This window comes from Pseudomonas sp. LAM2023, assembly GCF_016620375.1.
Classification (GTDB): Bacteria; Pseudomonadota; Gammaproteobacteria; order Pseudomonadales; family Pseudomonadaceae; genus Aquipseudomonas; species Aquipseudomonas anuradhapurensis.
Window position 1 is genome coordinate 933,264 of the sequence record NZ_JAENHV010000009.1, and the last position, 12,511, is coordinate 945,774.

Sequence of the window (12,511 nt, forward strand, 5' to 3'; positions counted from 1 at the left end):
CGACCTCTGAATCGTTTGTTGTGCTGATCGTGGCGATTCTACCTCTGACGCACCGTTGCCGCGCATTTTTGTAGAGCGGGATCGTGCCGCTTCCTCAGGATATTTGTGAACAGCAAAGCAAAGGGATTTTCTGAGGGCAACGGCCTCGTGTTGCCTGGACGGGCGGCATCGTCAGCACGCCAGCGCCCACAAGTACAGCTCTGGCGTTGAAGCCGTCGCGGTAGCTGTGGGCGCTGGCTTGCCGGCGCTAGGGCTGACCGTTGAAACACTCTACCGAGCCCCCGCCACGAAGCCATTGCGCCGCCCAGCCCAGGCCAGCAGCCAGGCAACCCCGACCAGCCCCAGCACTACCGCGCCAAACCACTCCACCCCTGCCCCGCTCAGCAACAGCCCGCCAACGATCCCGCCCAGGGCAATGGCGCTGTTCCACACCGTCACCAGCATCGACTGCGCCACATCCCCACCCTCACCTGCCGCATCCGCACAGGCGGTCTGCAGCAGGGTCGGCGCGCCACCATAGGTCACGCCCCACAAGGCGATGCCCAGGTACACCTGCCACGCCGACGCTTGCCCCAACACCAGCGTGGCCAGGGCAAAGCCAGCCAGGCTCAACAACACCAGCGGGCGCAGATGCAGGTCTACCAGTAGCCCCACCAGGCCGATCCCGGCCAGGGCCGACAGGCCAAACACCAACAGCGCCGGGCCGATGTCGGCGGCCATGCCGGCTGCCGCCAGCAACGGCACGATGTAGGTATAGAGAATGTTGTGGCCCAGAATCCAGCAGAGGATCACCAGCAGCACCACCAATACCCCTGGCGTGCGCAGCACCTGCAGGGCCGCCGGACGCTTGCCGGCAGGATGCCCCGGGTAATCCGGCACCGACCGCAGCACCCAGGCCAGCAGCAGTAGCGCTACCACGGTGACCACCACGAAGGTGGCCCGCCATCCCAGCCCCGCGCCCAGCCAGGTGGCGATCGGCAGCCCGAGCGACAAGGCAATCGGCTGGCCGAGCATGGCCACCGCCATGGCGCGGCCCTGCAGCGCCACCGGCACCATGCGCCGGGCGTGGCCGGCAATCAAGCCCCAGGCCAGCCCGGCCGCAGCACCGGTGCAAAAGCGTAACACCAGGGTCAGGGTGTTGGACCACGACAAGGCGGTCAGCCCGTTGAACAGCACGAAACCGGCGATCGCCAGCAACAGGGCGCGACGGCGGTTCCAGCCTTGGGTCAGGGTCACCAGCGGGATCGCGGTCAGCAGCGAGCCCAGGGCATAGGCCGTGACCCATTGCCCGGCCATGGCCTGGCTGATGTGCATGCCATTGGCGATCTGGTCGAGCAGGCCGGCCGGCAAGGTTTCGCTGAGGATGGCGATGAAGCCGGTCATGGCCAGCGCCAACAGCCCGCTGAGGGGTAGACGTTCGCTGCCGGCGGCCAGCAGCGGTACGGAAGATGTCTGGGACATTGCAGATGCCTTGTGTGGGAAACCAGGCGGACAGTCTGCAAGCCAAGACCATTGCGGAAAAAGACGGCTACAATGCCGTTCACCCAGGACACCAATGTCCGCAATCAGGGATACCGCATGGACAGCCTCAGCGGCTTCGTGGTTTTCAACCGGGTAGCCGAGACCCGCAGCTTCGTCGCCGCCGGCCAGTCGCTGGGCATCAGTGCCTCGGCCGTGGGCAAACGCGTGGCGCGCCTGGAAAGCCGCCTGGGCGTGCGCCTGTTCCACCGCAGTACGCGCAGCATCACCCTCACCGCCGAAGGCTCGCTGTTCCTCGAGCGCAGCCGGCGCATCCTGGCCGAAATCGAGGCCACCGAGCAGGAACTGTCCCAGGCCAGCGAGACCCCGCGCGGTCGCCTGCGGGTGAGCATGCCGCAAGTCACCGGGCTGGTGATGCCGGCGCTGGCCGAGTTCATGGCGCGGTACCCGCAGGTGGAGCTGGACCTGGACTTCTCCGACCGCATGGTGGACATCGTCGGCGAAGGCTTCGATGTGGTGATGCGTGGCGGGCAACCGGGCGATTCACGGCTCAACGCCAAGTTCCTGGGGCACTTCCAGCACTGCCTGGTGGCTTCGCCCGAATACCTGCGCGAGCGCGGTACGCCCCTGCACCCGCGCGACCTCGCGGCGCATACCTGCCTGCACTACCGCTTCCCCAGCAATGGCAAGCTGGAAACCTGGCCGCTGCGCCAGGAGCAGCCCGAGCAGGGCTACGACATCCCGATCTCGATGGTCTGCAACCATGTCGAGACACGCGTCTGCTTTGCCGTGAACCATCGCGGCATCACCTGCCTGCCGGACTTCACCGTACGCCGCGAACTGGCCAGTGGCGCGCTGGTCAGCGTGCTGGACGACTTCATGGAGCGGCGCGGCAGTTTCTACCTGCTATGGCCATCCGGGCGGCAGATGCCGCCGAAATTGCGGGTCTTCATCGACTTCATGGTCGGACGCGTGTTCAACCGTACAGGTAGTTGATGTCCTTGCTCGCCAGCGGCGGCACCTGGCCAAGCAGGAACTCGCGCAGCTTGTGCATTTGCCGCGCCTTGGGGCTGGCCTTGAGCCAGGTCATGTAGTAGCCGTCGCCGGTGGCCACCGCGTGCTTGAATGGCGTGACCAGGCGCCCCGCGCCGAGGTCGGCGCTGGCCAGCACCAGGTCGACCACCGAGATACCCAGGCCTTGCTGGGCAGCAGAGATGCCCTGGTCGAGGGTATCGAACACCTGCCCGCGGTCGATGCTGATGTCCAGCGCATCCATGCGTGCCAGCCAGCGCCGCCAATCGCGGCGGTCGGGTGACGGGTGCAGCAGCTCGCACTGGGCCAGGTCGGCCAGGTCCGGCTGCGCCTGGGCCATGTAATCGGGATGGCACACCGGGATCAGCCACTCGTCGAACAGCTTGAAACTCTCGATATCGGCGGGGAAACGCCCGTTGGCCAGGAGAATTGCGCAGTCGTAGGGCTCGGAATAGAAGTCCACGCTGTCAATGTCCATCCACACGCTGGACAGCTGCACGCTGCAGGTGTCCTCGACCTTCTTGAACGCATCCAGCGCGCGCAGCAACCAGCGCACGGTGAGCGTGGACGGCGCCTTCAGGCGCAGGCCATAGCGATCCTGGCGCAGCAGGGCGCAGGCATTTTCGATGATCTTGAAACCGACCTTGAGCTCCTGCGCCAGCAGGCGGCCATGCTCGGTCAGGGCCAGTTTCGGCCCGCGCCGCTCGAACAGGTCGCAACCGAACATGGCTTCGAGCGTCTTGATGTGGTGGCTGACGGCCCCTTGGGTCAGGGCCAGTTCTTCCGCCGCGCGGGTAAATGAGCCATAGCGAGAGGCCACCTCGAAGGCACGCAGCGCGTGCAAGGCCTGAATCCGTTCCGACATGGCGACGCCCCGAGCATGAATGAGACTAATAGTAGGTCATAGTTCCACGCGTTTTACAACGCCCGGATCGTCTCGGAAAATGCAGCTAAATAATAAAGATAACCAAGATCCTGCCTGCATATGACTGGAAATATCATCTAATAAACGCCTGGGGAAATCATGTTTACGGGTTATGGAACTTGCTATCGCCTGGACGCGCTGGAGCTGGCCGCTGAACATGTCCGCTGTACGCAACACTGGACCTACAAAACCATAGAACATTTTCGCACTGTCCTTGCCAACCCCGAGTTCCCTTGCCTGTTCGGCCGCAAGGCGGTGAACGGCGCTACCTGCCACATCCTCTTCGCCCGCGCCGAGCAACTGGCCGATGACATCGCCCAGGGCCTGGCCGACTACGTACGCACGGTCGCCCCGATCCCAACCAAGCAGCGTATCGGCAGCCCGCTGGTGGTATTCCTCGAAACCGCTGCCGACTACACCCTGGCCGAGCAACAGGCGCTGGCCTGGAAAGTGTTGCGAGGTGTGCACGCGCGCGACCCGCACCCTTGGCCGCAAGGCATGCCGACCGATCCCGAAGACAACGCCTGGTCGTTCTGCTATGCCGGCATGCCGCTGTTCATCAACATGAATTTTCCCGGCCACCAGCAGATGAAAAGCCGCAACCTGGGGCCGCACATCACCTTCGTCATCAACCCCAGGGCCAACTTCGACGAAGTGGCCAATGCCAATACCGAAAGTGGCCAGCGGATCCGCGAACGCATTCGCGAACGCGTACGCCACTACAACGACGGGGTCATGCCCGACACCCTTGGTTTCTTCGGCGACGCCGACAATTACGAGTGGAAGCAGTACCAACTGCAGGAGGCCGGGTCGCTCAACCCCTCCCGCTGCCCCTTCCATGCCCATGCCGCACACTCGGCCACACCCGACCTACTGATCGAGACCTGACCGTGAATACCGCACTCACCGCTACCTACGCCCTCACTGTCCTGCTGCTGATCGCCACCCCCGGCCCGGTGGTGGCACTGATCGTCAACACCGCGGCCGCCTCGGGCTCGCGCAAGGCCATGTTCACCGCCGTCGGCACCAACTGGGCATCACTGGTGCTGATCGGCGCGGCCGCCTGGATCATCCTCACCAGCGCCGCCATCGACAAGACCTGGCTGAGCGCCATGAGCCTGCTGGGCTGCCTGTTCATCGGCTACATCGCCGTGGGCACCCTGAGGGAAGCCCTGGGGGCCGCTGCAGCGGAGGCCCCGGCCGAGGTGGCCAAGCCCGGCCGCGGCGGGCTGCTGCAAGGCTTCATGGTGGGCATTTCCAACCCCAAGGACATTATCTTCTTCATCGCCTTCTTCCCGCAGTTCATCCAGATCACCGAGTCATTCGGCAAGAGCATGGTGGTGCTGTCGCTGCTGTGGGTGGCCATCGACTTTGCCGTACTCAGCCTGTACATCTTCGCCATCGGCAAGATCGCCTCGCAGCGCAGCAACCGCCTGATCAGCCTGGCCTCGGGCGTCGCCCTGCTGCTGATCGCTGCCGGCGGCCTGCTGTACAACCTCAGGGAACTGGCAGCCTGACCGGGCTGCAGGCGCCCGTTGCAACAGAAGGAGAACCCATGACAGCGACAGACCCGAACCGGGCGCCTCCAGCGTTGCAACAGGACTACCAGCGCTTCCTGCTGCTGGGCAGCCGACGTGCCCCGCACATTGCGCATATCCATGAAAGCGGCTACCGCTCTGGCACCATCAACACCGATGCCGTGGGCCTGCGCTACAGCCATTGCGCCGGCAAGCGCTTTTCCGCAGCCGAGCGCGGTGGCGCGACGCGCATCAACCTGCTTGTCGGTGGCTCCACCGCCCTGGGCATCGGCGCGAGTTCCGATGAACACACGGTCGCTTCGCAGCTGTCGATGCTTACCGGCGAAGTCTGGCTGAGCCTGGCCGGTTGCGGGCTCAACGCCAGCCAGGAGCTGCTGCTGTTTCTCACCCACCAGCATCGCCTTGGCCAGCTGGGGCATGTGGTGGTGCTCAGCGGCGTCAACAGCCTGGCCCACGAAGCCCTCTGCGAAGTCCTCGGCAACCCGCACGATCCGCAGCACGCCAAGGCCTACCAGGACTTTCTCAACAGCTTCAGCGAAGGCGTGCAGCCTGCCGCTGCGCCCCGCCGGCCATCACTCTGGCGGCGCATCAGCCAGGCCTTGGTTGCGCCGCCTGCGGCCGAAGCGCCAGCCAGCTGGCCGCTGTCGCCCCCGGAAAAACGCATGGCCCGCGCCGCCGACCACATTGGCCGGACCCTGCTGCAATGGGACCGTCTGCTGGCGGACAGCCACTCCACGCTCACCTTCATCCTGCAGCCGTTGCTGCCCTGGTGCCGGGATAGCCTTCCCGCTGGCGAGCAGACCATGCTGGGTGCGCTGGAGCGGCAACCGGCAAATTTCGACCGGCTGCTGGACGGCGCCTTCGACAGCCAGTTGCACTCGGCCTTCTTCCGCCGTATCAAGCAACAGGCCGACCCGGTCCCCTGCTACGACATGAACTGCATGCTCAGCAGCTCACCGGTGTTCGGCGCCGACCTGTTCATCGACCGCCTGCATTTGAACGACCTGGGCAACAATGCACTGGCCAAGGTGATCACCGCCAAGCTTGGCCTGGCCCAGGAAAAACACGCGCAACGCAAGGGCGCGCCCGTCAAGCTCGTCTGACAGTTGCCAGGTGCTCTTCCGGCCAGGCCCCTTGGGTGGCTAGAATAGGCCGTCGTTCCGATCTGCGCGAGGCGCACGCTTGACCGCCATGAACATCGAAGCCGTCCATCAGTACCTGGCATCCCGTGGAGCCTGCCTGTGAGCCGCATGCTTCGCTTGCCCCCCCTGTTGATCGCCCTGATACCGCTGGCCACGCAGGCCCATGAGGTACGCATCGACCCGCACGCCGACCTGCTCTACCGCCAGGCACTGCCACTGCTGGAGCAGGCCGACAGCCGCGATGACAGTGCCAGCACGCTGCGTACGGCCATGGACGCTGACCCGGAACTCAGCCGCCAGGGCCAGGCCATGGCCCACACGTTGCCCACCGCGGTTGCCTTGCTGAAAAAGTCGGTGGAGCTGGGCCACCCGGTCGCACAGTACCGGCTGGCGCTGTACTACATGACCTACCTGCCCGCTGCGCAAATCCCGGATGCCGCCTGCCCGCTGCTTGAAGCCAGCCTCAAGCAGGGCTTTGCCGCTCCAGCACCGGCCATTGCCACCTGGTGCCCGCCCTACAACGCCAGCAGCGAATACCGTGCCGCGCTGGAAGCCATCCCCAACATGGCCACGGTGTATGCCGCCTACTATCCGCAGCCAGCCACGCGCCTGGCCTGCAACCGCAGCAAGCCACAGGGGCTGGAAATGCAGTGGGGACGCCAGCGCGACTACCAGGCCGAGGTGTACCGCCTGCTTGGCGACCTCGACCCGCAACAGCGCCAGAGCCTGCTGCAGAAGGCCGTCGAGATAAACGGCTGCGTGACGGCGCAACAGCACCTGACCAGTCATCCCTGAGCGCGCCCTTGCAGGAGCGGCCTTGTGTCGCGATGGGGCGCGCAGCGGCCCAGGATTTCGGCGTTGCCGCTGAGATTGCCAGGGCCGCTGCGCGCCCCATCGCGACACAAGGCCGCTCCTACAAGGAACCGCATCGACCGGCAAACAGGAAGCCGCATCGACCAGCAAGATCGTTCAAGCCATTGCCCCGCACCTTCTGGCATGCTGGCCTACCTTGTACATGCACTGCAGCCATCATGCCCCACATTGCACGCCAAGCTTACCTCCACGGTGCCATCGCCAGCCTGCCGCTGTCGTTGGCCGTTGCCCCTTGGGGCCTGCTGGCCGGCTCCATGGCCATCGAGGCCAACCTCAGCGCCTGGCAGGGGCAAGGGCTGTCGGCCATTGTCTTCGCCGGGGCTGCGCAACTGGTCGCCATCGGCATGCTCAAGGGCGGCGCCAACCTGGCGTCGATCCTGCTGACCACGCTGCTGCTGACCTCGCAACACCTGCTGTATGGCCTGTCGATGCGCCCGCAGCTGTCGCGCCAACCGTTGCGCTGGCGGCTGGGCCTGGGCTTCCTGTTGACCGACGAGTTCTTTGCCCTGACCAGCCAGTACGACCAGCAGCAATTCAACCGCTGGTATGCCCTGGGCGTCGGCCTGACGTTCTATATCGCCTGGAACCTGTTTACCCTGGCCGGCATCCTGTTGGGCCAGAACATTCCCCATCTGGACCAGTTCGGCCTGGACTTTTCCATCGTCGCTACCTTCGTCGCCCTGATCGCGCCATTGGTGCGCAACCTCGCAACGGTGGTATGCGTGGCCGTGTCACTGTTCTGCTCGGTACTGTTCAGCCACTGGCACTGGGAAACCGCCCTGGTAGCCGCAGGCCTGTTGGGCATGAGTGCCGGTTTCATCTGCCAGAAATTCGCCGGAGCCCGAGCATGATCTGGATCCTTATTTTCGCCATGGGCGCCATCGTGTTCCTCAACCGCTATGCGTTCCTGGAGCCACGCCTGCCGTTGCGCCTGAGCTCCAACGCCCGGCAATTCCTCGGCTTTGCCGTTCCGGGCATGCTTACCGCAATCTGTGCCCCAATCATCTTCATGCCCGGGCAGCAACTCAACCTGAGCCTGCTCAACCCCTACCTGCTGGGCTCGCTGGTGGCCATCGCCCTGGTGTTGTTGACCCGCAGCGTGTTGCTGAGCATGCTGGCAAGCATGTTGATCTTCTACCTCCTGCGCAGCTGGCTGGCATGAGCACGCCCCTGCGCGAACAGACACACCTGTGGCAGGCGCCGGCACTGGGCGACGTGGAAATGCTGCACGCACGCTATTTCCAGCAACGCTTCGCCCCGCATGTGCATGAAGGCTATGTGTTCACCGTGATCGAGTCGGGCGCCCAGCGTTTCTGGCACCGCGGCAGCGAGCACCTGGCACCGGTCGGCAGCATGGTGCTGATCAACCCGGACGAGCTGCACACCGGTGCCACCGCCCACGAAGCGGGCTGGCGCTACCGCGGCTTCTACCCAGAGCACGAGCGGGTAACCGGGGTGCTCGACGAACTGGAACTGGGCCGCCACGGCATGCCCCGCTTCAAGGACAGCGTGATCCACGACCCGGCCCTGGCCAGTGCCTTCAGCCAACTGCACCAGCTGTCCGAAGCAGGCGCCAGTGCCCTGCAGCAACAGACAGCCTGGCGCCAGGCGGTACTGGCCCTGGTGCAGCGCCACGGGCAATGCGCCGAACCTGCGGCCCCCGGCCAGGAACCGCTGGCAGTGGCCCGCGCCCGCGAACTGCTGGAAAGCCAGCTGGCCGGCCCGCCCTCGCTGGAAGCGCTGGCGGCGGCAGTCAACCTGTCACCGTTCCATTTCGCCCGGGTGTTCCGCCAGGCCACCGGCCTGCCGCCCCATGCCTGGCTGAAGCAGCGCCGCCTGGCCCGGGCACGGGAATTGCTCAAGCGTGGCTGGGCAGCCTCGGAGGTGGCATTCGACCTGGGCTATGCCGACCAAAGCCATCTGAGCCGGCAGTTCAAGCAGGCCTATGGGGTGACTCCTGGGGCCTACCGCAGCGCCTGCCTGCAGGCCTGAACTGCGACAGCCGGCCACAGGTGTTCCCGCCAGCCACTGCTACACTGACAGGGCTGAACGGAGGATCCTGCCATGTCCGAAAGAGAGCTCACCACCCTGCTGTCGCTGATGAACCAGCGCCAAGCCTGCCTGAGCAGCGCCTGCAAGGAGATTGCCGACTGGATCGACCGGCAGGGCGATGTGCCCGCCGCCGGCAAGATCCGCGCGAGCCTCAAGGCCCTGGAGGCTGACGAGGCCCAGGTACGCAAGACCCTGACCTCGCTGACGCTCGACAGGCCGCTGCCCAAGTTTCGCAGCTAGAAAAGATCAGGGCCGCTGTGCGGCCCTGTTTCACATCTGTCAGTGGTTCATGTGCATGTGCTCATGCCCCGCACCCGCCTCGGCGCTGAGCGCGCGCACTTCAGCCTGCACGTCCACGGTTTCCCTGGCTCCCTTGGCATCCTCGATGGTCAAGGTCAGCGGCACCTTGTCACCTTCCTTCACTTGATTGTGCAGCCCCATCAGCATCACGTGCAGGCCATTCGGATCCAGCGTCACGGCTTTGCCGGCAGGCAACTCGACGGTTTTCACCTCTCGCATGCCCATCACGTCGCCATTCATGGTCATCTCGTGCACCTGGACGGTCTTGGCCACCTTGGACGCCACACCCACCAGCTTGCTGTCGCTGCTGGCGGTCAGGGTCATGAAGGCACCGGTGGACTGCTGGTGCGGCACACTGGCACGCACCCAGGCATCGCTCACGGTGGTCTGGGCCAGGGCTGGCAGGGCCAGGCCCATCAGGACCAGGGCGGCCAGGCCGCGCTTGAACGGTTGCATCGACATTCAGCAGATCTCCATCAGGGTAACCAGGTCTTCGGCGCATTCCTGGGCGGTCAGGGAATGGCCCAGGCTCAGGCGCAGCGTGCCGCGGGTATCGTAGACATAGCTGGTGGACGAGTGCGAGACGGTATAGGTATCCCCGGCCGGGACCTTCTCGTAGAACACCTTGAATTCCTTCGCTACCGCGGCGATTTCCTCGGGGGTGCCGGTAAGCGCGGTGAACGACGGGTCGAACGCCTTGACGTAGGCATCGAGTACTTCCGGCGTGTCGCGCTCCGGGTCCAGGGTAATCAGCACCACCTGGAACAGATCGCGATCGCGGCCCCTGAGCAGCTTGCGGATCTGTGCCGCGCGCGCCAGCGTGGTCGGGCAGACCGCCGGGCACTGGGTAAAGCCGAAGAAGATCATCGGCATGCTGCCGTAGAAACTCGACAGGGTGCGCACGTTGCCCTGGGTGTCCTTGAGGCTGAACTTGCGCCCAAGGATTTCGTTGCTCATGTTCTTGCCGTACTTGAACTCGAGCCCCCGGGCCGGGCTGCAGCCTGCCAGCAGGCCAAGCCCGAGAACGCCCATCCCGGCGACAACGGCGCGCCGGGTATATAGATCATTCATGAAACCGTCCTTTACAGGGAAGGTGCCGACCCTCGGGACGGGCCGGACGAAAAGCCGGGGCATTCTGGCATGACACCCCGAGGGGTTCTACCCGGGCAAGACGATGGTCGGCTGCAGCCCTTTGAATACGGGCTGCGGCCTGTTGTCGCAGGGCTTGAAACCGTAACACTTTGTTGCTAGGAGCGCGATTTTGTAGGAGCGGCCTTGTGTCGCGATGGGGCGCGTAGCGGCCCCTGCAATCTCAGCGGCGATGCCAAGATCCTGGGGCCGCTTCGCGCCCCATCGCGACACAAGGCCGCTCCTACAAGCAGACCAGCCAGCCTTAGTAGTAGGCGTTTTCTTTCTGGCTGTGGTCAGTCACGTCGCGTACGCCCTTCAGCTCGGGAATGCGCTCGAGCAGCGTGCGCTCGATGCCTTCCTTCAGGGTTACGTCGGCCTGGCCACAACCTTGGCAACCGCCCCCGAACTGCAGCACGGCGATGCCGTCGTCGACCACATCCACCAGGCTCACCTGGCCGCCATGGCTGGCCAGCCCAGGGTTGATCTCGGTCTGCAGGTAGTAGTTGATGCGCTCGTTGATCGGGCTGTCTTCGTTGACCATCGGCACCTTGGCGTTCGGCGCCTTGATGGTCAGCTGGCCACCCATGCGGTCAGTGGCGTAGTCGACCAGCGCGTCTTCCAGGAACGGCACGCTGACGGCATCCAGGTAAGCGGTGAAACTCTTCAGGCCCACGGCGGTGTCGTCAGGCTTTTCTTCGCCCGGCTTGCAGTAGGCGATGCAGGTTTCGGCGTACTGGGTGCCTGGCTGGGTAATGAAAATGCGAATGCCGATGCCAGGCGTATTCTGCTTGGAAAGCAGATCGGCCAGGTAGTCATGGGCGGCGTCGGTAATGGTTATAGCGCTCATGTAGGTTCCTCACAGACTTGCGGCCAAGTGTACGCCAACCCGGCCTTCGAACAAAGTCCTAGTATTTGACTCGGGAAAGCGCATATTCAGGGGCTGGCTCCCGTGGCGCCGCCAACCAGGCCTGCAGGCGCCGGTACAGGCCGCGCTCCAGCCAGCGGTAGCTGAACCACGACATTAGTCCAATGGACGGCACGCACAGGGCGAATACCAGGTACGGGTTCAGTTGCAGGCGCTGGCTGGCGAACCAGCCGGCGTACAGCACCAGCACATGGACCAGGTACACCGAATACGAACAGTCGCCCAGGGCCTTGAGCAGCCGGTTGCCACGGAACTGCGGCTCCAGGGCGACGAAGGCCAGCACGATCATTGCGCTCGGCACGCCCCAGTTGAGCAGCCGCCGCGAAGCGTCCAGGTAATAGATGGCCAGGCTCGCCAACGCCAACAACACCAACGGCAACCAGCGGGCATGGCGGATCAGCCCGCTGCGGTGCAGCACGCCCAGGCCGATGCCGAGCAGGAATTCGTAGATGATGGGGTTGTTGTAGAAACGGCTGAGCACGCCCAGCCGGCCCAGCACTTCACTGGCCAGCAGCAGCGCGGCGGTAGCCAGCAGTTGGTGATGACGCTGGCGCACCAGGAAGGCCAGGCCGAACAGCAAGTAGAAGAACATCTCGAAGTTCAGCGTCCAGCCCACGTTCAGGGTCGGGTACAAGCCGTAGCCGCCAGGGTTTTCCGCCGGGATGAACAACAGCGACAGCCACAGGTGCTGCCAGGTGAACGCCTGGTGCGGCATCCATTGACTGAAAGCGAGCAGCAGCGTGGCCATCAGCGCTGTATAGAACCAGTAGGCCGGAACGATGCGCAGCACGCGGTTGAGCAGGAACTGGCGAGGTTCGATGGTTTTGTCACGGGTCGACAGGTAGATGACCAGGCCGCTGATGACGAAGAAGATATCGACGCCTACAGCGCCACGGTCGGTCAGCAGTTGGCCGATGGGGCCAGTGGCATGGAAGTCGAAGAAGATCTGCATGAAATGGTGGCAGACCACCACCCAGGCGGCGAACGCCCGCAGTGCCTGAAGCGAATACAGCATGAAATACCCTGCGCTTGCCGGTGCATTGAGGCCTTTGGGCTGCATGGCAGCCCGGCCACCCAGCGCTTCCGACCGCAGGGTATGCGGAAAGGTCATCCC

The 12,511-nt window shown here is 64.5% G+C and carries 15 protein-coding genes; 9 read left to right on the forward strand and 6 right to left on the reverse strand.

Annotation, left to right across the window (positions count from 1 at the left end; translation table 11 throughout):
• Positions 1–270: 270 nt before the first annotated feature.
• On the reverse strand, positions 271–1,461 hold the full coding sequence (locus JKP78_RS04395) for an MFS transporter (RefSeq protein WP_186684526.1): 1,191 nt from the start codon (positions 1,459–1,461) through the stop codon (positions 271–273).
• Positions 1,462–1,578: 117 nt separating this feature from the next.
• Here JKP78_RS04395 and JKP78_RS04400 point away from each other — a divergent pair, with 117 nt between their 5' ends.
• Positions 1,579–2,475, forward strand: a complete 897-nt coding sequence (locus tag JKP78_RS04400) for a LysR family transcriptional regulator (protein ID WP_186685051.1) — start codon at positions 1,579–1,581, stop codon at positions 2,473–2,475.
• Here JKP78_RS04400 and JKP78_RS04405 read toward each other — a convergent pair.
• Positions 2,456–3,376, reverse strand: coding sequence for a LysR substrate-binding domain-containing protein (locus JKP78_RS04405; RefSeq protein ID WP_170029281.1), 921 nt, complete (start codon positions 3,374–3,376; stop codon positions 2,456–2,458). The two genes, JKP78_RS04400 and JKP78_RS04405, sit on opposite strands and share 20 nt — an antisense overlap.
• A 159-nt stretch (positions 3,377–3,535) precedes the next feature.
• Here JKP78_RS04405 and JKP78_RS04410 point away from each other — a divergent pair, with 159 nt between their 5' ends.
• From JKP78_RS04410 to JKP78_RS04445, 8 genes are all read left to right on the forward strand, one after another.
• Complete coding sequence (locus JKP78_RS04410) at positions 3,536–4,324, forward strand: YqcI/YcgG family protein (protein ID WP_186684524.1); 789 nt, start codon at positions 3,536–3,538, stop codon at positions 4,322–4,324.
• A 2-nt stretch (positions 4,325–4,326) separates the two neighbouring features.
• Entirely contained in the window at positions 4,327–4,953 is a 627-nt protein-coding gene (locus JKP78_RS04415) for a LysE family translocator (RefSeq protein ID WP_170029279.1), read from the forward strand.
• 38 nt (positions 4,954–4,991) lie between these two features.
• Positions 4,992–6,077 (forward strand): hypothetical protein, encoded by a 1,086-nt coding sequence (locus JKP78_RS04420; protein ID WP_186684522.1) that lies wholly within the window; start codon positions 4,992–4,994, stop codon positions 6,075–6,077.
• 138 nt (positions 6,078–6,215) lie between these two features.
• Positions 6,216–6,911: a sel1 repeat family protein gene (locus JKP78_RS04425; RefSeq protein ID WP_186684520.1), complete on the forward strand. Its 696-nt coding sequence runs from the start codon at positions 6,216–6,218 to the stop codon at positions 6,909–6,911.
• Between the two features lie 236 nt (positions 6,912–7,147).
• Positions 7,148–7,840 carry an AzlC family ABC transporter permease gene (locus JKP78_RS04430; RefSeq protein WP_170029276.1) on the forward strand — a complete coding sequence of 231 codons (693 nt, stop codon included), beginning with the start codon at positions 7,148–7,150 and terminating at the stop codon, positions 7,838–7,840.
• Positions 7,837–8,151, forward strand: coding sequence for an AzlD domain-containing protein (locus JKP78_RS04435; RefSeq protein WP_170029275.1), 315 nt, complete (start codon positions 7,837–7,839; stop codon positions 8,149–8,151). Before JKP78_RS04430 ends, JKP78_RS04435 begins: the two co-directional genes overlap by 4 nt.
• On the forward strand, positions 8,148–8,981 hold the full coding sequence (locus JKP78_RS04440) for a helix-turn-helix transcriptional regulator (RefSeq protein ID WP_186684519.1): 834 nt from the start codon (positions 8,148–8,150) through the stop codon (positions 8,979–8,981). The genes JKP78_RS04435 and JKP78_RS04440 overlap by 4 nt, the downstream gene beginning before the upstream one ends.
• A gap of 72 nt (positions 8,982–9,053) precedes the next feature.
• The gene (locus JKP78_RS04445; protein WP_003260451.1) at positions 9,054–9,281 is read left to right on the forward strand and encodes a hypothetical protein; all 228 of its coding nucleotides are present in this window, start codon (positions 9,054–9,056) and stop codon (positions 9,279–9,281) included.
• Between the two features lie 39 nt (positions 9,282–9,320).
• Here the strand turns inward: JKP78_RS04445 and JKP78_RS04450 are convergent, their stop codons facing one another.
• From JKP78_RS04450 to JKP78_RS04465, 4 genes are all read right to left on the reverse strand, one after another.
• The gene (locus JKP78_RS04450) at positions 9,321–9,803 is read right to left on the reverse strand and encodes a copper chaperone PCu(A)C (protein WP_186684518.1); all 483 of its coding nucleotides are present in this window, start codon (positions 9,801–9,803) and stop codon (positions 9,321–9,323) included.
• Positions 9,804–10,412 carry an SCO family protein gene (locus tag JKP78_RS04455; protein WP_024086651.1) on the reverse strand — a complete coding sequence of 203 codons (609 nt, stop codon included), beginning with the start codon at positions 10,410–10,412 and terminating at the stop codon, positions 9,804–9,806.
• Between the two features lie 322 nt (positions 10,413–10,734).
• Positions 10,735–11,319, reverse strand: coding sequence for a Fe-S biogenesis protein NfuA (nfuA, locus tag JKP78_RS04460; RefSeq protein ID WP_003250416.1), 585 nt, complete (start codon positions 11,317–11,319; stop codon positions 10,735–10,737).
• Positions 11,320–11,377: 58 nt separating this feature from the next.
• Positions 11,378–12,412, reverse strand: a complete 1,035-nt coding sequence (locus tag JKP78_RS04465) for an acyltransferase family protein (RefSeq protein ID WP_170029272.1) — start codon at positions 12,410–12,412, stop codon at positions 11,378–11,380.
• Positions 12,413–12,511 lie beyond the last annotated feature (99 nt).